At 65.4% G+C, this 21,971-nt stretch carries 21 protein-coding genes; 19 read left to right on the top strand and 2 right to left on the bottom strand.

Going from position 1 to position 21,971, the window contains the following annotated elements:
• The first annotated feature begins 23 nt into the window (after window positions 1-23).
• The 10 genes from KBT70_RS20520 (at window position 24) to KBT70_RS20565 (ending at window position 10,920) form a co-directional block, all read left to right on the top strand.
• A complete protein-coding gene (locus tag KBT70_RS20520; RefSeq protein ID WP_296638637.1) occupies window positions 24-1,235 on the top strand; it encodes a chemotaxis protein CheW in 1,212 nt (403 codons plus the stop codon).
• Window positions 1,235-2,044, top strand: a complete 810-nt coding sequence (locus KBT70_RS20525) for a protein-glutamate O-methyltransferase CheR (RefSeq protein ID WP_296638726.1) — start codon at window positions 1,235-1,237, stop codon at window positions 2,042-2,044. Before KBT70_RS20520 ends, KBT70_RS20525 begins: the two co-directional genes overlap by 1 nt.
• Entirely contained in the window at window positions 2,044-3,171 is a 1,128-nt protein-coding gene (cheB, locus tag KBT70_RS20530) for a chemotaxis-specific protein-glutamate methyltransferase CheB (protein WP_296638639.1), read from the top strand. Before KBT70_RS20525 ends, cheB begins: the two co-directional genes overlap by 1 nt.
• A 2-nt stretch (window positions 3,172-3,173) precedes the next feature.
• Window positions 3,174-3,695, top strand: a complete 522-nt coding sequence (locus KBT70_RS20535; RefSeq protein ID WP_296638641.1) for a chemotaxis protein CheW — start codon at window positions 3,174-3,176, stop codon at window positions 3,693-3,695.
• A gap of 147 nt (window positions 3,696-3,842) precedes the next feature.
• Entirely contained in the window at window positions 3,843-5,648 is a 1,806-nt protein-coding gene (locus KBT70_RS20540; protein ID WP_296638644.1) for a methyl-accepting chemotaxis protein, read from the top strand.
• 65 nt (window positions 5,649-5,713) lie between these two features.
• A complete protein-coding gene (locus tag KBT70_RS20545) occupies window positions 5,714-6,118 on the top strand; it encodes a response regulator (RefSeq protein WP_296638646.1) in 405 nt (134 codons plus the stop codon).
• A gap of 34 nt (window positions 6,119-6,152) precedes the next feature.
• The gene (locus KBT70_RS20550) at window positions 6,153-9,878 is read left to right on the top strand and encodes an Hpt domain-containing protein (RefSeq protein ID WP_296638651.1); all 3,726 of its coding nucleotides are present in this window, start codon (window positions 6,153-6,155) and stop codon (window positions 9,876-9,878) included.
• Between the two features lie 96 nt (window positions 9,879-9,974).
• The gene (locus tag KBT70_RS20555) at window positions 9,975-10,373 is read left to right on the top strand and encodes a flagellar protein FliS (RefSeq protein WP_296638654.1); all 399 of its coding nucleotides are present in this window, start codon (window positions 9,975-9,977) and stop codon (window positions 10,371-10,373) included.
• Window positions 10,374-10,390: 17 nt separating this feature from the next.
• A complete protein-coding gene (locus tag KBT70_RS20560) occupies window positions 10,391-10,699 on the top strand; it encodes a hypothetical protein (protein ID WP_296638657.1) in 309 nt (102 codons plus the stop codon).
• The gene (locus KBT70_RS20565; protein WP_296638661.1) at window positions 10,699-10,920 is read left to right on the top strand and encodes a hypothetical protein; all 222 of its coding nucleotides are present in this window, start codon (window positions 10,699-10,701) and stop codon (window positions 10,918-10,920) included. The genes KBT70_RS20560 and KBT70_RS20565 overlap by 1 nt, the downstream gene beginning before the upstream one ends.
• 20 nt (window positions 10,921-10,940) lie before the next feature.
• Here the strand turns inward: KBT70_RS20565 and KBT70_RS20570 are convergent, their stop codons facing one another.
• Both KBT70_RS20570 and KBT70_RS20575 read right to left on the bottom strand, forming a co-directional pair.
• The gene (locus KBT70_RS20570) at window positions 10,941-11,087 is read right to left on the bottom strand and encodes a hypothetical protein (RefSeq protein WP_296638663.1); all 147 of its coding nucleotides are present in this window, start codon (window positions 11,085-11,087) and stop codon (window positions 10,941-10,943) included.
• Between the two features lie 55 nt (window positions 11,088-11,142).
• Window positions 11,143-11,643: a hypothetical protein gene (locus KBT70_RS20575; RefSeq protein ID WP_296638665.1), complete on the bottom strand. Its 501-nt coding sequence runs from the start codon at window positions 11,641-11,643 to the stop codon at window positions 11,143-11,145.
• Between the two features lie 119 nt (window positions 11,644-11,762).
• Between KBT70_RS20575 and KBT70_RS20580 the strand changes: the two genes are divergently transcribed.
• From KBT70_RS20580 to KBT70_RS20620, 9 genes are all read left to right on the top strand, one after another.
• Window positions 11,763-12,140, top strand: coding sequence for a hypothetical protein (locus tag KBT70_RS20580; RefSeq protein ID WP_296638668.1), 378 nt, complete (start codon window positions 11,763-11,765; stop codon window positions 12,138-12,140).
• On the top strand, window positions 12,141-12,776 hold the full coding sequence (locus tag KBT70_RS20585) for a hypothetical protein (RefSeq protein ID WP_296638671.1): 636 nt from the start codon (window positions 12,141-12,143) through the stop codon (window positions 12,774-12,776). It begins immediately after the preceding gene.
• Between the two features lie 128 nt (window positions 12,777-12,904).
• The gene (gene flgG / locus KBT70_RS20590) at window positions 12,905-13,693 is read left to right on the top strand and encodes a flagellar basal-body rod protein FlgG (RefSeq protein WP_296638674.1); all 789 of its coding nucleotides are present in this window, start codon (window positions 12,905-12,907) and stop codon (window positions 13,691-13,693) included.
• Window positions 13,694-13,701: 8 nt separating this feature from the next.
• Entirely contained in the window at window positions 13,702-14,367 is a 666-nt protein-coding gene (locus KBT70_RS20595) for a flagellar basal body L-ring protein FlgH (protein ID WP_081507924.1), read from the top strand.
• 11 nt (window positions 14,368-14,378) lie between these two features.
• On the top strand, window positions 14,379-15,491 hold the full coding sequence (locus KBT70_RS20600) for a flagellar basal body P-ring protein FlgI (RefSeq protein WP_296638683.1): 1,113 nt from the start codon (window positions 14,379-14,381) through the stop codon (window positions 15,489-15,491).
• 13 nt (window positions 15,492-15,504) lie between these two features.
• Window positions 15,505-15,831, top strand: coding sequence for a rod-binding protein (locus KBT70_RS20605; RefSeq protein WP_296638686.1), 327 nt, complete (start codon window positions 15,505-15,507; stop codon window positions 15,829-15,831).
• A 3-nt stretch (window positions 15,832-15,834) separates the two neighbouring features.
• Complete coding sequence (flgK, locus tag KBT70_RS20610; RefSeq protein WP_296638688.1) at window positions 15,835-19,842, top strand: flagellar hook-associated protein FlgK; 4,008 nt, start codon at window positions 15,835-15,837, stop codon at window positions 19,840-19,842.
• An 8-nt stretch (window positions 19,843-19,850) separates the two neighbouring features.
• Window positions 19,851-21,089, top strand: a complete 1,239-nt coding sequence (flgL, locus tag KBT70_RS20615; RefSeq protein ID WP_296638694.1) for a flagellar hook-associated protein FlgL — start codon at window positions 19,851-19,853, stop codon at window positions 21,087-21,089.
• A gap of 50 nt (window positions 21,090-21,139) precedes the next feature.
• On the top strand, window positions 21,140-21,916 hold the full coding sequence (locus KBT70_RS20620) for a transglycosylase SLT domain-containing protein (RefSeq protein WP_296638697.1): 777 nt from the start codon (window positions 21,140-21,142) through the stop codon (window positions 21,914-21,916).
• Window positions 21,917-21,971: the final 55 nt, after the last annotated feature.

The raw sequence follows: 21,971 nt of genomic DNA on the forward strand, positions 1-21,971 counted from the left end.
TGTCCTGAAGCAGGGCCGCAGGCATGACGGCGCGTGCAGAGCAGGTGCCCGAGCAGGCCTCGGGCGGGGCGTTGCTGCGCGTCTCTTCGGACAAGATCGGGCGGTTGATGGACCTTGTGGGCGAGTTGTCGTTGTCTGTGTCGGAAACCATCAACGCGCCGGAACTGGCCAATCTCGACCTTGTGGGGTTCGAGGCCGCCGCACATCGCCTGTCGATGATCGTGGGCGAGGTGCAGGATGCGGCCAGCGAATTGCGGCTGGTGCCGGTGGATGAGGTGTTTCGCCGCCTCAAGCGCATGGTGCGCGAGTTGCAGCGCGAGACCGGCAAGCAGATTGATCTGGAAATGCGCGGCGAGGATACCTCGATCGACAAGCTGGTGGCGGACCGTCTTTATGATCCGTTGCTGCATGTGGTGCGCAATTCTGCCGATCACGGGCTGGAGCCGCCCGCAGAGCGCGAGGCGGCGGGCAAGTCGCCTGCGGGGCGGATTATTCTGTCGGCCGCGCAGGTGGGCAGCGAAGTGCGGATTCAGGTGATCGACGACGGGCGCGGGCTGAACCGGGGCAAGATCCTCGCCAAGGCGCGCGAGCGGGGTCTCTTTGGTCCCTCCGAAGAGCCCGAGGATGCCGCCGTCTGGAAGGCGATTTTCGAGCCGGGGTTCTCGACCGCCGAGGCGGTGACGACCCTGTCGGGGCGCGGCGTGGGCATGGATGTGCTCAACACCACGATGAAGGATTTGCGGGGCCGTATCGGGGTGCAGAGCGAAGAGGGCCGTGGCACGACTGTCTCGCTGCATATTCCCGTTTCATTGGCGTTTCTTGACAGTGTGATCCTGCGGCTGGGCACGCAGCTATACTGTGTGCCGATCGACGATATTGCCGAGATCGTGAAACCGGGCATGGGCGATCATCTGGCCCTGTCGGCCGAGGGTGGGCGCGAGATGCTGCGGCAGCGCGACCGCTTTATTCCGGTGTGCCGGTTGGAGAAGTTCTTTGCGGGCATGCGCAGCGAACTGCCGCCACTCTCGGAGATGGTCTTTATCGTGTTCGAGTCGACCTCTGGTCCGATTGCGGTGCCGGTCGATGAAATTCTCGACCGTCAGCAGGTGGTGATGAAGCCGCTCGAAGGCACGCTGACGCGGGTGCGCGCAAGCTGGGGCTTTGCGCTTTTGGCGTCGGGCGAGGTGGCGATGGTGCTCGATTGCGAGCGATTGGCAAACGGAGGCGTGCGGTGATGCAGGTCTATGCGGATCAGGCCGGGTTCGAGCAGTTGCGCGAGTGGTTGAGCCGACGCTGCGGGATCACCTTTGGCCCGTCCAAGGCCAATCTGCTGCGGCAGCGCATGGACCGGGTGTTGCGCCGGTTCAACCTGCCCGATCTCAATTATCTGGCGCGCGAGTTGGACCGCGCAGGCGCGCAGGACCTGCAGCTTGCGGTGCTGCACGCGGCCTCGATCAATCACACCTATTTTTTTCGCGAGATCGAGGTGCTGGATCAGTTCATGGACCTTGCCCTGCCCGAGTTGAGGGAGCGGTCCGAGTTCCGGTTCTGGTCGGCGGCCTGTTCCAGTGGCGAGGAAGCCTATACGCTGGGGATGATGCTGGCCGAACGGCTGGGGCCTGCCGTTCTGAACCGCACGCATATTCTGGGCACCGACATCAGCGAGCCGGTGGTCGAGCGCGCCGAGTTGGGCATCTATTCCGCCCGTCAGTTTTCGCAGACCGATCCTGCGCGGGTGAAACGCTGGTTCGAGCCTGCAGGGCTGGATCAATACCGCGTGGCGCCCGAGTTGCGCCGGGCCTGCACGTTTCGGCGGATGAACCTCAAGGCCACGCCCTATCCGTTCAACCGCCCGTTTCAGGCCGTGTTCTGCCGCAACGTGCTCTATTATTTCGACCGGGCCGATCAGGCCGCCACGGTCAATGCCCTCTATGACGTGGTCGAGCCGGGTGGCTGGCTGATTACGTCGGTGACGGAATCCGTGCGCCAGTTGGGCACCCTCTGGGAGCCTGTCGCCACCGGTCTTTATCGAAGGAGGTCGTGATGACCAAGCCTGATGCACCGATCACGGTGCTTGTCGTAGACGATTCCAGTTTCTTTCGCCGGTTTCTGACCCGGACGCTGAGTGCCGATCCGGGCATCGAGGTGATCGGCGAGGCCGCGAGCGCCGAAGAGGCGCATGATTTTGTCATGGCGCGCCGCCCGGATGTGATCACGCTTGATCTCGAGATGCCGGGGCTGGGGGGGATGGCGTTCCTGCGTCAGACCGTGGCGCGGCTGCGTATTCCGACGATCGTGGTGTCTTCGACTACCCAGCTTGGGGCGCGGCGCAGTATCGAGGCGCTGGAGGCGGGCGCGGTCGATGTGATGCCCAAGCCGGAGGGCGTGGCACCGGGGATGGCGGATCACATCGCGCTGGCTGCGATTGCCGCGCGGGTGCGGGCGGTGGCGCAGGTCGATCTGCACCGGCTGAAGCCTGCTGCGGTCAGCGCGCCTGCGGGGTCGTCCGCTATGGTGTCGTCCCGCGCGCTGTCGCAGGATTGGGTGATCGCGCTTGGGGCCTCGACGGGCGGGGTGCAGGCACTGGGCACGGTGCTGCATGCGCTGCCTGCCGATTGCCCGCCGGTGGTGATTGTCCAGCATATGCCCGCAGGGTTTACCGAGGCCTTTGCCCGGCGATTGAATACGACCTGCGCCATTGAAGTGCGCGAGGCGCGGCAGGGCGACCGGTTGAGTGCCGGTCTGGCCCTTATCGCGCCGGGGGGCGAGCGGCACATGCGGCTGCGCCGCGCGGCGCAAGGTGGCCTGATGGTCGATCTGGTGGCGGGCGAGCCGGTGTGTTTCTCGCTCCCGTCGGTTGATGTGCTGCTGGCCTCTGCCGCGCAACTGGCAGCACCGCGTCTGAGTGCGGCCATTCTGACCGGCATGGGCAGCGACGGGGCCAACGGATTGCTGGCCGCGCGTCTGGCCGGGGCGCAGACCTTTGTTCAGGACGAGGCGACATCGCTGGTCTACGGCATGCCGGCGCGCGCCTGGGAACGGGGGGCTGCGCTGGCGCAGGTGCCACTCGACCAGATCGCGGCGCAGCTGCTGGCCTCGGTTGGCACGACATCTGCATCCCCCCGGGCAAGCGCCGTCCCGGCCCCCCGACCGACCCATAGAGGAGTCTGACCATGACTAAAACCGCGTTTGCCGATGCGCAGACCCCGCAGACCGAGGTTCAGGCCGAGCCGTCGGATTCCATCGAGACCATGTATCTGACCTTTCCGGTCGGATCGGAGCTCTATGGGGTGTCTATCGGCGTTGTGACCGAGATTGTCGGGCTGCAACGTATCATGAGCGTGCCGGACGTGCCGCATTACATCAAGGGTGTGATCAACCTGCGGGGCAAGGTGATCCCGCTGATGGATGTACGGCTGCGCTTTGGCATGCCCGACAAGGCCTATGACGACCGCACCGTGGTGATCGTGTTGCAGGTGAATGATGCGCCCGTGGGGCTGATCGTCGATGGCGTCAACGAGGTGCTGGATATCCCCGCGCATCAGATCGACCGGACCCATAGTTTCTCGGGCGCCGAGGGCCGCAGTCTTGTGCTGGGTCTGGGCCGTCTGGAGGAGCGGGTGGCGATCCTGCTCAACGTCAATCTCTTGGTCGAGGATGACGCGCTCATCCCGCCGATGATGGCCGAGGCCTGAGCCATGGCCGCGCCGCAGTCCAATCCCCCGGTTGCCGATCAGGAACCGATTTTCACGTCCAGTGCCGCGGCTGCGTCGCGGATGGATGTTTCAGCCCCCCAGCCCGCGCCGGACCAGCCCGCCGGCGACACCGAAAGGAAAGAACAAATGACCTCGCAATCCCCGCGCGACAGCAAACTCAAGGCCAACGACACCATGGACGATGTGAAGGAAACGGAATTCTCGAAGCGCATTGTGGCCACCACGCTGCTGGCCTCGCTTGGCAATCCCGTCATGGTTGCTGATGAGGATTACAACATCCTCTACTGCAACGAAGCCGGGTTCCAGATGTTTGAGCGGATCGAGAGTGACATCCGGCGCGATCTGCCGAGTTTCCGGGCGCGCGACATCATCGGCAAGAATGTCGATGTGTTCCACAAGAACCCGCATTACCAGCGGCGTATCATGGACAACATGACCGGCCCGCACGAAGGGGCGTTTACCATCGGGGGGATCTCTCTGGAGTTCACCGCGACGCCGGTGCCGGGCATCGAGCGCGGGACGCAATTCGTGCTGGTGGAATGGCGCGATGTGACCGAGATCAAGCGCGTCAAAGCCGAGAATGACCGCACGCTGGATCAATTCCGGCTTCTGCTCTCTGAGATGGAGAACATGGCCGCTGCGCATGACGCGGGCGATATCGACGTCTTTATCGACAGCAAGAACTTTGACAAAGCAGAAGTTGGCAAGGCGGCTGAGATGCTCAATGCCATGGTGCAGGCGCATATCGACACCAAGAAACTGGCGATGAGTGTCGTCGAGGAGTTTGGCGAGGGGAATTTCGATGCGCCCTTCCCGCAGATGCCGCGCAAGAAAGTGTTCCTCAACCACATCATCGAGAAGGTGCGTGGCAATTTCCGCGGTGTGGTCAGCGAAATTCGCGCACTGTCGGATTCCATTGTCTCGGGCAATCTTGACGTGCAGGCGGATCTGTCCAAGTTCAAGGGCGAATATCGCAGCGTGATCGAGTCCTTCGAGCAGGCCTTTGGCAGTCTCAACAGCGCCTTTGCAGTGATTGCAGAGCAGGTGGATCAGGTTGCGACCACGGTCAACCAGGTGGCCCATTCGAGCCAGACTCTCTCGACCAATTCGCAAGTGGCCTCGGCTTCGGTGGAAGAGGTCTCGGCCTCGGTCAACCAGACCGATCAGCAGGTGCGCGCCAATGCCAATTCGACGCAGAAAGCGTCGCAATTCGTGGGCAGCGCCGTGGGTCTGGCCGATCAGGGCGCGGCCAAGATCAAGGACATGGTCACGGCCATGCATGGCATCAAGACCTCGTCGCAGGACATCGCCAAGATCATCAAGGTGATCGACGAAATCGCGTTCCAGACCAATCTCTTGGCGCTGAACGCGGCGGTCGAGGCGGCGCGGGCCGGTCAACATGGGCGCGGGTTTGCCGTGGTGGCGCAAGAGGTGCGCAACCTTGCCGGACGCTCCGCCAAGGCGGCGCGCGAAACCTCGGATCTGATCGAGGATGCGTCGAACCGGGTCAATGCAGGTGTGCGGATTGCGGATGAAACCTCCGAGGCCTTTACCGGCATTTCGCAGCAGATCACGCAGGTTCGGGAAATCGTCGAGGAGATCGACCGCTCGGGTGCCGAGCAGTCGCGCGGCGTGGCGCAAATCTCGCTGGCCATGTCCGAAATCGCCAAATCCGCGCTCGATACCAGCCAGCAGGCGGACGAACTGGCTGCCGGGGCCGCCGAGATGAGTGCGGCCACCCAGCAGATGAAGGAAGAAATCGGTCGCTTCAAGCTGCGCCGCACGGCAGCATCCCTGCCGATGGGAGGCTTTAACGGCCTCACACCCGAGATGATGGCGCAGATTCAGGCGATGATGAACGGCAAGCCCAACGGGCGAGTGAATGGCGGCGGATCGCTCGATCTCGATGCGCGCGGCTTTCACGGCTTCTGAGGGGGCGGGGGCGGCGCGGTGCCGCCCCACGTTTTCCGAAGTCCATACAATTTGGAGACAAGACAATGCCTTATAATGTGATGGTGGTGGACGATGCCGCAATGATGCGGCTCTACATCTCCAGTTTTCTCAAGTCGCGCAAAGAGTTCAAGCTGGTGGCGCAGGCCGCCAATGGGCAAGAGGCGCTGGACAAGCTGCCGGATCTTCCGGACCTCGATCTGATCCTGCTCGATATCGAGATGCCGGTGATGGATGGGCTCGAATTCCTGCGTCACGCCAAGCTCAAGACGCGGGCGAAGATCTGCATGCTGTCGTCGGTGACGGTGCAGGGCTCGCCCCTGGCGGCCAAGGCGCGCGAACTGGGCGCGGATGGGGTGGTTTCCAAGCCCTCTGGCACGGTGTCGCATGACCTTGAGGAAAAGACCGGAGACGAGTTGACGCGCGTGATGCGGGCACTGGTCGGGGCCTGAGGGCCGCAATGCAACCCACTGGGCGGGTGACACCATGATGGACGAGATGGACGAAATCTGGATGCTGTATGCCGATGACGGCGCGCAGTCCCTTGACGCGATGGAAGCGGCGCTGGATGCCCTCAACGGGGGCAAAGGCGACATGGGTGCGCATATCGGCGCGCTGTTCCGGGCTGTCCATACGTTCAAGGGCAACTCGCGCGTGCTGGGATTGGCGCAGGTCGAGGGGCTGGCGCATCTGGCCGAGGACCTGATCGGGCTGGTGCGCGATGAGGGCGTGCCGCTGAGTGGCGAGATCACCGATATCCTGATGCGCACCGGCGACGCGTTGCGCGGCATGCTGGAAGAGACCGCGGACACCCGCGCCGATGTGGAGCCGGGGCCGACGGCGGGGCTCAAGCAGGATCTGCGCGCGATGATCGGGCGGTTGACAGGGCGCGAAACCGAAGCGGCGGCGCCTGCACCGGCGCCGCAGGCCGAGGGTGCGCCGCAGAAAGACGCCATGGAAGAAGCACCGGCACCGGCTGCTGCGCCAAAGCCCAAGGTTCCGGCCTTTGATATGGGCCTTGCGGGGTTGCTGGATCAGTTGGATGGCGGCGATGGCACGGATTTCGACGAATTCGAAGGGGATGACGACGAGGCGGAGGTTGCAGACGACGACGCGCCCGAGTTTGAGCCGGAACCGGAGTTTGGCGAGGCCGTAGAGCCTGAAGTGGTGGTGGAGCCTGAGCCTCCGCTGGAGCTTGAGCCTGAGCCTGAGCCTGAGCAAGCGCCCGCGCCGCAGGTCAAGACCGTGGCCGAGGTGACAGAGGGCAAGCTCTTGGCCCCTGACCCCGAGCATCACAAGATTTTCAACGACATGGCCGACAAGACCTGCGCCGCGCTGGATGCGCTGATTGCGGATTGGGCCGAGGACAGCAGCCCGAAAGCGCGCCGGCAGGCGGACAATCTGCACTATGCCGCCGGGCAATTGAACCTTGCCGATTGGCTGGCGCTGTTGGGGCCGTTCCTGAGCGCGGATGCGCCGGACCTGGGCGCGACGCGTGATCTGAGTGCCGCGATGCGCCGTCTGCTGAGCGGTGAGACAGAGCCGGAGGCTGTGCCCGACGCGCTACCCGAAGCGCCCGCGCCAGACCCCGTGGCCGAGCCTGCGCCCGTGGCGGTCCACGCGCCAGAACCCGAAGCCGCGCCCAAACCTGCGCCTGCAAAGAAGGCGGTGCCGCGTGCGAAACCCGTGGTCGAGGTCACGGAAGGCAAGCTGCGGGCGGATCAGACCTATCACCAGATCTTTGCCGATATGGTGGCGAAGTCGCTCGAGAAACTGGACGCGCTCTGTGCGAGTTGGTCGGAGGCCACCAGCCTTGCCGCGCTGCGCAAGGAAGCCGATGGCCTGTGCTATGCCGCGCAACAGCTAGATTTGGCCAGTTGGGTGGCGCTGCTGGGTCCGATGGCCGAGGCCAAAGGCATGAGCCACGCCGCAGCCGAAGGCCATGTGGCGGCGCTGCGCGCGCATGCGGCACAGGAGTTTGGCGGCGGTGATGCTGCCCCGGTGCAATCGCGCGGTCCGGTTGATCCGGCCGCGGATGGCCGGGCATTTTTCCTTGTCATGGCAGAGCTTTACCCGCTGATTGCCGAGCAGGGCACGCGGATGTCGGGCGATGCGCCCTGCACCGTGGCCGAGCGGCGAGACCTCGCCGAGCGGATCGCCGATCAGGCCGCGCCGCGCGGGTTTGTTCGCCTTGTGGACAGCGCGCTTCGGTTGTCGCAAGAACCGGCGGGCCATGCTTACCGCGCCGCCGAACTGGCGCTTTATGAGGAATTGGTCAGCGTCGAGCGCAGCCTGCCCGCGTCGGTTTTTGATGCCGAGATGATGGCACCGAGCCAGATTTTGGGGGCCTGGTGCGCCGATCATATCTTTGAGACGCTGCAAAGCCTGCGCAAGGGGCTCGAGGCGCGGGGCGCCGAGGCGGGGGCCAACTGGTTCCCGGCCTTTGACACGCTGATGCGGCAGGTGCATTTCGCCTGTCTGAATTACCGGATCGACACGGCCTCGCAACTTACCATGGCGTTGATCGACCTCTTTGCGCGGGTGCGCATCGACCAGAAAGCGCCGGATGTGATCCTGCTCCAGATGGGGCGCGGTTTTGTCGATACGATGGAACTGGTGTTCGATGCGCTGGATCAGGGCGACACGCCCGACACCTCGCGGATCGAAAAGATGTTCGAAGAGGCGACCAACGCCTGTTTCGTCGCCAGTGGCGTGATGACCGCCAAGAGCATCGAGACACGTTTGGGCCTGCCGCCGGAATTCCACCGGGTGATGTCGCCCGAGAGCGTCAAGACCGCGCATGAGGCGATCCGGGAGGGTCTGCATTTCTACGTGCTGCGGGCTGATCTGAATGACGATGACGCGCTGGCGCAGGGGTTCCTTGAATGGATCACCACGGGCGTGGTGCGGATGATCACCAACGTCACGGTGTTTCTGGACAAGGCGACGCTGTTTGATTTTCTCGTGGCGTCAACCCTTGAAGAAGACCGGATGGTCGAGCGGCTGGCGATGCTGGACCCGTCGGGTGCGCGGCTGATGATGGCGCAGGCCCTGCGGGTGCGCGAAGCGCCCGAGGTCGAGGCGGCAGAGCCGGACTCGCTCGATCTGATCCCGATGTCCGAGGTGGGCGACAGTCTCGCGCTGCTCGAGGCGGTGGGGGCGATTTCCGCCAGCCACGCGCAGCTCGAGCATGAGTTGACGCAGCTTGCCTCGGTCGATCTGGTGCAGGATGTGCTGGAGGCGCTGCGCGCCGCCGGTGTGGGCGAGTTGGAGCAGCGCGTGCGCTCTGTCCTGCGCGACCGGCTGGAGCAGCACAATCTGCGGCTTCAGGAAATCAGCGAGTCGGGGGCGCAGCTCTCGGCAGAGCTGTCGCATCTGCAACAAGAGAGCGTGGCGCAACGGTCGCGCCCTGCCGAAGTGTTGTTGCGCCCGCTCAAGGCCTATGTGGCCACGCGCGCGCGCAAGATCGGCGTCGATGCCTCTGTCACCTATGTGGGGGGCGATGTGATGCTCGACCAGATGTTGATCGAGGAACTGCGCGGGCCGCTCAAGACCTTGGTCAACCTGCGGCTGGCCGGGGAATATCCGGCGTCACGGTTCCATATCTCGGTCGAGGCCGAGAGCGATCACGTGCGGGTCGAGTTGACCGACAACAGCCCCGAGCCTGCGATGGCCCCTGCCTATGGTGCGCTGGCCGATGAGATGGCGCGCAAGAAAGGCGCGCTGCGTCGGGTCAGCCTGCCGGCCGGGGCCGGGGTGCGGTTTCACCTGCGAGTGCCGCAGCACATGATCGTGCTCGATGGCATGGTCGTGCGGGTGGGGCATGTGCGCTATGTGCTGCCGGTGGATGCGATCCACCGTATTCTTCAGACCGACCGGCTCTTGCCGGTGTCGGCCTCGGGGGCGACACGGATGCTGCATATCGACGAGGGCGCGCTGGTGCCCGTGCATCCCTTGATGCCGGAGCCCGCTGCCAGTTCAGGAGGCGCGCGGCTCTATGTGGTGCTGAGCAGCAACGAGACGCGCATTGCCATTCCGGTGGATGAACTTTTGGGTCAGCAGCTTGTGATGCTGCGCCCCTTGCAAGGCGTGCTGTCGGGCATGCGCGACATGAGTGGCATCGCCATCCTGTCGGGGGGCGAGGTGGGCATGGTTGTGGCCGTCAGTGCCCTGGCTTCGGGCGATGCGCGCAAGGCCAGCGTTGCGGCCTGAGACCCGGCCCCGGCGGTTATGCTGCCGGGGCTAACATCCTGACGCGATTTGCCGTTTTGAGAGACAGATCTGGCAATCATGTCAAAGGAAGTTTCGATGAGTTTCGCCTTCGCCCGTTCCCGTTACCGTCAGGCCGAGACCCTCGTGCAGGAAGCGGCAACGGACCCCTACGACATCGTGTTTGTGACGCTGCGCGAACTCAACCGCTCGCTTGGTGTGCTGGCGCGGACGCAAGAAGACGCGCGCCCCTTGCCCTCGGATCACGTCAACCGTGTGTTGACCGCGATTTATATCCTGCAATCGAGCCTTGATTTCGAGGCGGGTGGCGATCTGGCGGGGGATCTTTTCCAGCTTTATGAATTCGCCCGTTTTCACGTCCTCAAGGCCATGCGCGGCGAAGAAGGCGCCCGTCTGAGCGAGGCCGCTGCCGCCATGGGCGATATTCTGGACGCCTGGCAGCAGATCGGATCGCAAGTCAAGGCACAGGCGGTATGACACGTGTGGTGCAACAAATGACCTACAGCCTTCTTGGCGATCAGATCCGGCAGTTGACTGCCGGTCTGGTGGCGGCGGCGGAAACGGGCGATCTGGCGGCGGTGTCGCGCGCCGATCATGCCCTGCGATGTGCGGTGATTGCGCTGGTCGGGGGTGCGTCGCTGTCCGAGGATGGCGCGCAGGACCGTATCGCGATCCTGTCCGAGGCGCTCGATGCCGTGCGTCGCACCGCCGATCTCTTGTCGGCCAAGGCGGCGCGGCGGGCAGGGCAGGGACGGGCCAATCTGGTCTATCTCAACTGCGACCGCAAGGCGGGGCCACGCTGATGTCGGGCGCGCAGGAACAGACCTGCGCCACCTGCCTGCGGTTGCGCATGTTCCTGACGATTGCGGGCGGCTTGATTGCAGGTCTGTACCTGCAACCCGGATGGGCCACGGCGGTGGCCGGGCTGATGCCTGCGCCGCTGATGATCGGTTGGGGGATTTGTGCTGTGGGCAGCCTGAGCTTTGGTCTGCGGTTTCGCGACCATGTGCGGCAGCGTCGCTGACAGCACCGGGCTGTGCAGTCTCAGCAGAGGCGGCGCAACAGGCGCACCAGACCCCAGACATGCTGACGCCGGGGTTCGCCGTTTTCGTCACAGATCACGAGTTCCACGCCGACCTTGTGTGGATCGGTGCCGGGGGCGGGAATGAAGGTCTGGCGCATGGCGATCATGGGATGTCCTTTCTGGGGTCTTGGATTTGATTAAAGTTTGCAAGAATCCTGCCAATCAGGGCGCATGCGCCCAGTCGAGGATCAGCACCTCGAGAATGGCGGGCTCTTCGCCCATGGTGATGAGGCGGGCGTTCATCGCCTCTTTCAGCGTCTCGGGCAGGCTGCTCCGCAGCGCTGCGAGGCGGGTGTCGGCGGGATGGCTTTCGGCGTCGCGCAGCACGACACCGGCCAATTCGGCCTGTGCCTCTTGCTGGCGATCCGCGAGGCGCGCCATGAGATCAAGGCTGCCCTCTTCGCGCAGGGCCACGCCAAGCCCGATGCTGAGCGTGCCGCCGCCCTCGGGCAGCGTCACCGTCACCGGCATCATGAGCGGCAGATAGCGGCGCGGCTCGGGTCCGGCGGGGGCGTCGGGCGCGGGCGTGACCGGGAGCGCGGGCAGGGGCACGGCAGGTGTCTGGTGCAGAACCCAGAGGCTTGCGCCGCCAAGTGCTATTGGCCCCAGACTTGCAGTCAGGGCAAAGACAAGGAGAGGTTGGCGGGGCGAAATCCGGGTCATGCGAAGCTGAGAGCAAGGATCGCGCCAAGCGGCGCTAAACTGACGCGGTTTTCTGTCGTTAGGGGTATGTGGGGCCGTGTCGCCCGTGCGACGGACGGGAACCAAAAGGAGTGGGCAGAGTGGCGGGTGCCTTGTCGAAATTCAGGCTGCTGCGTCGCGCCGCAGGACAGGCCACGCCGGGACAGACCCCGGACGCTTTTCCTTTGGTGCGGCGCAGCACCAATCTGCACGATATTTCGCTGGTCGAGCGGCATTTGCCGGAAATCCTCGGGCGGGCCTTGGCGCGCAGTTGGATCGACCGGGCGTTCAGTGCGGCGCTCTTGGCTGATCCCAAGGCGCTCTTGGCGCAGCATGATATTCAACTGCCCGAGACAGTCAGTATTGATGTCGAGATGACCCCGACACAGCGGCATCGTCTGGTGGTTTATGAGCAGCGCCCCGACGGCGAACGGCGGCGCATGATGTATCTGCAACTGGTGATGATGGCGGGCAAATAGATGCGGCGGTTTCTACTGGCCTCTGTGGTTTGGATATGCGGTGCTGCGGCGATGGCCGGGTCCACGCCGGATTTTGGCCGGGCGGTGGCCATGGCGCAGGACGGGCAGGCCGGGGCAGCGGTGGCGATCTTTGCCGATCTGGCGCAGGCCGGGCACCGTGCGGCGCAGGTCAATCTGGCGGTGATGCTGGCGCGCGGGCAGGGCGTGCCGCAGGACGATCAGGCGGCGGCCTATTGGGCCTGGCGCGCGCGTCTGGCGGGCGAAACACGGGCGATTGCGGTGAGTGATCTGCTGTTGGACCGTCTGACAAAGGCCGCGCGGGCGCGGCTGGCGGATCGGTTGCTGGCGGATCTGAGCGCGCGGGCGAAAGAGGGCGTGCCGGGGCAATTCGCGGCGATTGGTCGGGTCGAAGCGCAGTTGCGCACGCCCGCAAAGAAGGACGAGGCGGCGCTGTGGTTCACACTTGGGGCCGCGTTTGAAGAGCCGGGCGCATTGGCGCTGCGCGAGGTGACGATGGCCGAGTTGGAGCCCAAGGCGCGGCTGGCGGTGCAGGAGCGCGCGGGAGCAGAGTTTGCCAAATGGTGCGCAGAGATGCCACAAGACGCCCGCCCCGAGACCTGCGCGCGCGCGCCCTGAGGCGGTGATCCCCGTCATTTTTCGGACAAGGGGCTAAAATTGCTGAGACATTGGTCGTAAGACCTGATTGGGCTGGCACGCGGTTTGCACACTGAGATCGAACAGAGACCTCAGGAAAGGCAGCGCCGATGTCCTCGAACGTGATGCATGTGGCCAAAACCGGGCTCAATGCGCAGCAAGCCCGTATTCAGGTGATTTCCAACAACCTGGCCAACGTCAACACCACCGGATTCAAGCGCGACCGCGCGAATTTCGAAACGCTGCTCTATCAGACGCTGCGGCCTGCGGGCGCGCAGACCTCAGAGGCGACCGAGCAGACGGCACCGACCACGCTGGGCACCGGGGTGCGGCTGGTCAGCACCGAAAAGATGTATACCCAAGGCAGCCTGACCACGACCGACAACGCGCTTGATCTGGCGATTGACGGCAAGGGGTTCTTTCAGGTGCTGATGCCCGACGGGCGCATTGGCTATACGCGCAACGGCACCTTTTCGCAGAATGCCGAGGGCGTGCTGACCACCGCGAGCGGCTATGTCGTGCAGCCCGAAATCCAGATCCCCCCCGAGGCCACCAGCATCAGCATTTCGCGCGATGGCATCGTCAGCGTGACCCTGCCCGATGCGGTCGAGGCCGAAGAGGTGGGGCAGCTGACCCTTGCGCAATTCGCCAATCCGCGCGGGCTTGAGCCTGTGGGCGAGACCTTTGTGGTCGAGACCACCGCCAGCGGCGCGCCGGTTGTGGGCAATCCGCTGGAAGAGGGCATGGGCGATCTGGTGCAGGGTGCGCTGGAAACCTCGAACGTCAATGTGGTGCAGGAGCTGGTCGACATGATCGAAGCGCAGCGCGCCTATGAAATCAACTCGCGCTCCATCTCGGCCTCGGACGAGATGATGAGCTATCTCGCCAATAACCTCTGAAGGGGACCATGATGCGTCGTTTCACCTGCACCGCCGCCGCGCTGATCGCGCTGGCGGGCTGCTCTACCAAGATCGAAGAAGCGGAATCGGAGCTTTATGCGCCGGTTTATCCGGTCGAAGAGGTGCAGCAATCGCGCCTGATGCCCACCGGCTCGATCTATGCCGGGTATTCCAACGGTTTGTTCGTTGCCGACCGGCGCGCGCGGGCCGTGGGCGATATCCTGACGGTCGAATTCTCGGAGCGCTTTGCCGCGAGCAAGTCGCAGGCGGCGGGATCAAGCAAGACCGACAATTTCGAGCTGGACCTGCCCGATGCCCTGTCCTTTGGCTTTGACGACACGCGCCTGACCAGCGGCACCACCCGCAGCTATGCCGGGCGGGGCAATGCCACGCAGTCCAATTCGCTGACCGGCCGGGTGTCGGTTTCGGTGGTGCGGGTGCTGCCGGGCGGCAATCTGGAAATCATCGGGCAAAAGCAACTGACGCTCAACAATGGTCAGGAATACATCCGCCTGCGCGGTGTGGTGCGGCCCACGGATATCTCCGCCGACAACGTCGTGCGCTCGGACCGGATCGCCCATGCCGAGATCAAATACGTGGGTGCCGGTGATGTGGCCGATACCGCCAAGCAAGGCTGGCTGCGCCGCGCCTTTGAAACCGTGTCGCCGCTATGAGGGGCGCGGGCATGCTGCGGTTTCTGCTGTTGCTGGTCTGTCTTGTTCCCGGCGCGGCGCTGGCCGACCGGCTCAAGGATCTGGCCGATGTGGCCGGGGTGCGATCAAACCCGCTGGTGGGTTACGGCCTTGTCGTGGGTCTGAATGGATCGGGCGATGGCAATTCGGGGCTGACGCGGCAATCCATGCAATCCATCATCTCGCGCCTCGGGCTTGAGGTGGGGACCAATGATCTGGATGCCAAGAACGCGGCGGCGGTGATGGTGACGGCGGAATTGCCGCCCTTTCTCAAGCCAGGTCAGGTGCTGGATGTCACGGTTTCGACCGCTGGCAAGGCCAAGTCTTTGCAGGGTGGCACACTTTTGATGACGCCGCTGATGGGGGCGGATGGCGAGGTCTATGCCATCGCCCAAGGCAATCTGGTGGTGGGCGGTCTGGGGGTTCAGGGTGGTGACGGCTCGTCTGTGGTGGTCAATGTGCCCACCGTGGGCCGGGTGCCGCGTGGTGCCACGGTCGAGCGGATGGTCGAGACGTCCTTTCTTGAAACCGAATATTTCGTGCTGAATCTCAACCGCCCGGATTTCTCGACCGCGAGCAATGTGGCCGATGCGATCAATGCGCAGTTTGGCGACGGCGTGGCCGTGGCCTTTGACGGCAGTTCGGTGCGGGTGCGTGCGCCCGCCGATCCGGCGGCACGGGTGCCGTTCATGGGCCTTTTGCAGGATATCGAGGTCGATCCCGCTGCGCCCCCGGCGCAGGTGATCATCAATGCGCGCACCGGGACTGTGGTGATCGGGGGCATGGTGCGGGTGACGCCCGCTGCCGTATCGCACGGGTCGCTCACGGTGCGGGTGAACGAGGATTTCAACGTCGATCAGGCCGCGACGGTGGTCAATGGCCAGGATGGCGGCGTGGTGGTGCCGGGCAACGCGGTGGTGACACCCGATAGCCAGATTGCCGTGGATCAGGCGAACAACCCCGCCTTTGTCTTTGATCCCGGTGTGTCGCTGGCCTCGTTGGTTGATGCGATCAACGCCGTAGGGGCGAGTGCCGCCGATCTGGTGGCCATTCTCGAGGCGCTGCACCGGGCCGGGGCCCTGCGCGCCGAATTGATCGTGATCTGAGGAGCATATCGCCATGACCCTGCCGCCGGTTGCCACAGCGTTTGACGCGCGCCAGACCTCGAGCCTTGGGGACGCGCGCATTGCGGCCAAGGCCACGCGCGACGAAGACCGGCTGCGCGGCGCTGCGGAGGGGTTCGAGGCGCTTTTTCTCAACCAGATCCTACAATCGGGCCGCGCCGCGTCGTTTGGAGACTCGTTGACGGAAAGTTCGGCAACCCAGACCGCCCAATCCCTGCTCGACAGCACGCTGACCGAGGTGGGGGCCGGGCGCGCGGGTCTGGGCCTGTCCGAGGCGATTTACCGCCAGTTTTCCGCCCATCTGGGCGGAGCACAGGAGTAAACCATGGTCGATTTGATGGACATCGGGCGCGGCGGGGTTCTGGCCTATCGCACAGCGCTTGGCGTGACCGGCGAAAATATCGCCAATGTCGACACGGCCGGCTATCGCCGCCGCGATGCGGTGATGCAAGAGGTGGGTGTGGGCGGCGGCGTGGACGTGGTGGACATCCGCCGCGCCTTTGACGGTCTGGTGGCCGCGCGCAGCCGCGACGCGCAAAGCACGCTGGGCGCGGCGGAAACCCATCTGAGCCATGTGCAGGCGCTTGAAGATCGCCTTCTGCCGGGAGAGGGCGGATTGCCCGATCTGCTGGATGGCTTTTTCGATGCGCTCGACGGGTTGTCGCAGGTGCCTGAGGATCAGGGGCTGCGGCAAGCGGTCCTGAGTTCGGGCACGGCGCTGGCAGGTGGTGTGGCCGATCTGGCCGAAGGGATCGACGTTCTGGCGCGCAATGTGCGCGAAGAGACCGAGCAGACCGTGGCGCAGGCCAACACCGTGCTGAGCGGTCTGGCCGAAGTTCAGGAACAATTGGCGCAAGTGACCGATGAGCGCGCGCGCAATCCCCTGTTGGATCAGCGCGACCGGCTGTTGGTCAATCTGGCCGAGTTGGTTTCGATTGATGTGAGCCTTGACGATGCCGGTCGCGCGACAGTGCGATTGGGGGCCGATGGCAGCGGGCCGCTGGTTCTGGAACGGGGCCGCGCCGGGCGGATCGAGCAGGGCACGGGCGGGCGCTATCTTGTGACCTCTGCTGATACAAAGGCGGTCGAAGTGCAGACCACCCTGCGCGGCGGGATGCTGGGCGGGCTGGCGAGTGCCGCCGGGGCCATGGCGCAGGCGGGCGACGATCTCGACCTCTGGGCCAGCCGGATGGCCGAGGAAATCAACGCGGTGCATGCCCAAGGCCTGACGCCTACGGGCGGGCGCGGTGGGGCGCTCTTTTCCGTGTCGGGATGGGAGGCGGCGCCGGGTGCGCTGATGCGCGGCACGGGCGCGGCCAGTGTTACCATCACAGATGCGACTGTCATGCCCGCGGGGCCGCTTACTCTGGTGCAGGATGCGCCCACGGGTCTGTGGCAGGCGCGGGATGCGGCGGGGCAGGTGCTGGCAACGGGTGAACAGACCCTGAGCCTGCCGGGATTGCGGATCGAGATGAGCGGCGTGCCGCAGGATGGCGACCGGATCACGCTGACGCGGCAGGATGCGTCGGCGCGGCATATGACGCTGGTGCTGAATGATCCGCAGGGGATTGCGGCGGCGGGCACGCTGACGGTGAGCGCCGTGCCGGGCAATCGCGGCACCGCCACGCTGAGTGCCACGGTGCTGAGCGCGCAGGCCTCTGGGCCGCGTGATCTGTCGGGGATTCTGAGCGCTGAACCGGTTGAATTCCTGAGTGCAGGCGTTGTCGGGGTGATCCCGGCAGGCCGCGCGGGGGCTGCTTTGTCGGTCCAGCCGCGCTTTGCGGCGATGGATCTGGGGCCGCTGGCGGGGGCTGCGCCGCAAACGCTGAGCCTGACCACGCCCGAGGGTGTGGCGCAATTCGCGCTGCCTGCGGGGCTGACGACCGACGCCTTGGCGGGGGCGCTGAATTCCGGGGCGGTGCAGACGGCTGAGGGGCAAAGCCTTGGGGCGCTCGGTCTTATGGCCGAAGCGATCGGCGACACGCTGAGCCTCTTGGCGCGCGATGGGGATTTGCCGCTGTCGGCCAGCCTTGCGACCGATCTGGGCAGTTTGGCGGGCGTGGTGGTCGCGGATGCGGCCCCAGCGGCGGTGCTGTCGGTCTTTACCCGTGACGGGCGGCAACTCTCGGGTCCCCCTCTGGGCGCGAGCGCGGCGGCGGCGCTGCTGACGCCGGAAAACGGATTCTCTCCCGATGCGGCCTATAATGCCGATTACCTCGACGGGGCCGCGCCCTATGGCGGGCTGAACCTGACGCGGCAATCGGTCAGCGGCGATCACGTGGCGCTCTTGGGGCAGGCGGGCGGGATTGCCACCTGGACCGGCACCACCCCCGCCCCGGCCAACCCAAGCGTTGAAATCGGCTATGAGGGGGCCACACAATCCAGCACGCTGCGCCTTCCCGAAGGGGCCAATGCGGCCTGGGCGGCGCAGGAGCTGACAACGGCCCTGCCGGTGCGTGCCGAGGCGGAAACCCGTTTGGCGCTGGATGTGCCCACAAGTGGCGTGCTGTCGTTCCAGCTTGCCGGGCAGAACCTGACGCCCTTGACGATTGCGGCCGATCTGGGCGCAGTCGGTGCGGCGGGGCTGCAAGCGGCAATCAATGCACAGTCGGGGGCCACGGGCATCCGCGCCGAGCTTTCGCCCAACGGCGGGCGGCTGGTGCTGGTCGAGGCCAATGGTGCGGATATTTCGCTCTCGCGCTTGGCCCATTCCGGGGCCGAGGCGGTGACGCTCACACGGTTGGCACCGGATGGCGCGGCGCTGGGCACGGTGAGCCTTGGGGCCGGTGGGCCGGATGCGGCGCGGATTTCCGGCACGGTGCGGCTGAGCGGCGGCGCTGGCTTTGGCGTGACCGAGAACGGGATTTTGCAAACGGCGGAGCCTGACGGCTTTGCCAATGGTCTTGTTGCGCGCCAGACCGGTGCTGCGGGCGCGCAAGTTACCCTGACCCCGGCCGAGCCAGGGCCGGGGGATCTGAGCCTGCGGCGGATCAGCGTGACCGGGGCCGATGGCCGTGTGGTGACAGCCGAGGCCGATCCGGCGCTGGGCACCGGGGCGGCGATGGCGCGGGCGCTGGCCGCCGATCTGCGCGCCACGGCCCCTGCCAGCCGGATCACCGGCGCGGCGCTGACTGCGCTACCGCCTGAGGGCGCGCAAATGCGTGTGAGCCTTGGGGCGCAGGATTATGCCATCCGCATGAGCGGTGGCGCGCCGGTGGTGAGCGGCCCCGAGGCGGGGCGCGTCACCGCGCGGTTTGACGAGAACAATCGCCTGATCCTTGAGACCGAAGGCGGCACGCTCGATGGCGCGGCGCTGCGTTTGCCCGGCGATGCGGGTGAGGCGGCGCGCTTTGGCATGGGGCAAGGCAATGCGCCGGTGACGACCGTCATTGGCCAGCCGTTCGATGCGGGCAGCCTGCCATCGAGTTTCACCATCAAGCTGAATGGGCAGGAGCATTTTGTCAGCGTGTCTGCAGGGGCGGTCGTGCTGCCTGCAACCTTCCCCGGCACGGGCCATATCAACACCGCCTTTGGCCGGGTAGAAATCCAGTTCAGCGCCCTTGACGGCGAGATGCTGATTGACGCGCAGCCGGGGGCTGCGGCGGCGGGGTTCGAGACCTTGGGCCTGCGCGCCGAGGTGACAGAGGGTGGCGCGCTGCGCCTGACCGCCACCGATGACCGGGTATTGGCGGTCGAGAGTGTGGCCAGTGGCGGCGGATCGGTGCTGCGTTTGAAGGACATTCCCGACGAGGATCTGATCGTGGTCATGGGCGGCACGGGGGCCTTGCGGCTGGCCGGTGAGGTCAGCGACACGCCGGCTGCTGAGCGCGCGCGCGAAGTGCGGGTGCTCGATGCCGCCACGGGTCTGGTTGGTCTTTTTGACAGCGCGAGCGGCGCGCATCTGGCGTCGCGCACGCTGGATGCCGCAGGCACCGCGCGGTTTGGCGATCTCGAGGTGACATTGGGGGGTGGGCGCGTGACGGGCGACCGATACCTCCTCTCGCCCAGCACCGGCGGGGCCGGGGACGGGCGCAGCATCGAGACACTGGCCAATCTGCGACAGCGCGACGGGCTGACCGGGCAGGGCGGCTATGCCACCGGCTTTGCCAGCCTGCAACAGCGGGCGGGCGCGCAGGTCACGGCCAGCGAGAGCCGGGTCGCCACCGCCGAGGCCGAGGCCGAAAGTGCGGCGCGCGCGGAATCCGAATTGGGCGGCGTCGATCTCGATGCAGAGGCGGCACAGTTGATGCAACAGCAACAGGCCTATCAGGCCAATGCGCAGGTTCTTTCCGTGGCGCGTTCCCTGTTCGACACCCTGCTGCAAGCAATATGAGGCTCTGAATGAGTATCGGCACCAGTTTTTTTCACAACGTCACCACGCGCAACCTGTCGCAGGTGAATGAGCGGATTTCCGATCTTCAGGGGCAGATTTCCTCAGGGGTGAATGATCCGCGCCCCTCGGCCGATCCGGTGCGCGCGCTGCGCCTGTCGGCGGCGAAAGAGCAGCAAGAGGCGCTGGACCGCTATTCAAGCAATCTTGACCGGGCGGGTGCGCGGCTTGATCAGGCCGATACGGTGCTGTCTGAGGCGGGCAATGTCATGCGCCGGATTGGCGAATTGGCGCTGCGTGCGGCCTCGGACACGGCGACGGCAACAGAGCGCGACAGTATCGGCACCGAGGTGCGGTCGTTGCGCGACAGTCTCTTGGGTCTTGCCAATGCCCGCGACGAGAGTGGTCGCGCGCTCTTTGGCGGCTATGGCACGCAATCCGATCCGTTCCGTGATGGGCCGGACGGTGTGGTCTATCAGGGTGATGGCGGGCAATCGCGGTTGCAAGTGTCGGAATCCCTGAGCCTGCCGTCGGGGCTGAGCGGCGATGCGGTGTTTGCCATGGGGGCCGAGGGCGGTGATGTCTTTGCTGTGATCGACGATTTTCTGGGCAGTCTTGGCACGGCAAGTGCCGCGCCGCGCGCCAGTGTGACGGGGGCCGGGCACCTGAGCGTTGAGCCTGCGTTGACCCGCGCACCGGCAGAGTGGGCGATGACGCTTGAGGGGCCATTGGGCACGGCGACAGTTCCGTTTGTCGCAGCCCAAGGGGCCATGTCGGGGGCGGTCGAGGCGATCAATGCCCAGACCACCGCCACTGGTATCAGCGCCGCCCTTGATCCCGAGACCCGCGGTCTGATCCTGACGGCTGAGGGTGCTGTTACGGTTTCGAATGTTGCCCGACAGCCCGACGACGGCGGCGTGCTGATGGTGGCGCGCGATGCCGAAGGGGGGACACAGGCGCTGGTGCCGCACGCGCGCACGCGGGATGCGGTGATTGACCGGCTGCGCGGGGCGTCCGAGCATCTGATCGACCAACGCACGCAACTGGGGGCCTTGTCAGCGGATGCCGCGCGACATTCGGACATGATCGACAACCGCAAGCTCGCGATGAGCAAGGCGGTGTCGGGATTGGAGGATCTGGACCTTGCCAATGCGCTGACCCGGCTCCAGCAATCCATGCTGACGCGGGATGCGACGCAACAGGCCTATGTGCGGATCGCGCAACAGAGCCTCTTTGATTTCCTGCGCTAGGGTTTTTGGCCATCAGGCCACAGTTGGCCCGACGCTTGCAAAGCTGGGGCATGAGACATGTAATCCTTCTTTGTGTGGCGCTTTTCTGGGTGCCGTCCCTCTCTCTCGCCAGCCCCGCGAATTGCGAGGCGTTGGCGGCGCAGGCTGCCGAGCGCTATGGTTTGCCCGAGGGCCTCTTGCGGGCGATTGCGCGCACGGAATCGGGGCGCGCCGAGGGTAAAGCAGGCGCGCGCGCCTGGGCCTGGACCGCGAATGTGCGGGGCAAGGGCTATTACTATGACAGCAAGGATGAGGCGCTGACGCATATGCGGCAGTTGGTGGCGCGCGGTGTGCGGGGGTTCGATGTGGGCTGCATGCAGCTCAATTATCGGTGGCATGGCGACAATTTCGCCGATCTGGAAGAGATGATCGACCCGGCCCGCAACACGGAATATGCCGCCCGTTACCTGAGCGAGTTGCGCGCGGAAACCGGGAGCTGGGATGCCGCGACGCGCTATTACCATTCCCGAGACCCACGGCGGGGGGCAGCCTATCTGGGCCGGGTGCGTCAGGTTCTGGCGCGGCTGGGGCCGGTCGAGGCCTCTTCCGAGAGGGGGCAAGAGGCAGAGGTTGCGCGGGCCGCGATGGGGATGACGGGGCCGATGATCCCGCCGCGCGAGGCCCCGCGTCTTGCAGAGCCTGCGCCGCGCGAGGACCGGCGCTTTGCCGGGTCGGCACCACTTGTGAGCCAAGTGCAGCAGGTGCGCTATTGGGAGACTGCGGCCCTGCCAGAAGGCACGGTGCCGCGCATGCCCGCACGCAAGACCCCCGACAAGACGCGTCGTTGAGTGCGTGGCCACGGGCGCAGCGCGTATCTTTAGATAATCGGCGGACTCCTTTTGC

This window comes from Roseovarius sp., assembly GCF_018066915.1.
Taxonomy (GTDB): Bacteria; Pseudomonadota; Alphaproteobacteria; order Rhodobacterales; family Rhodobacteraceae; genus Roseovarius.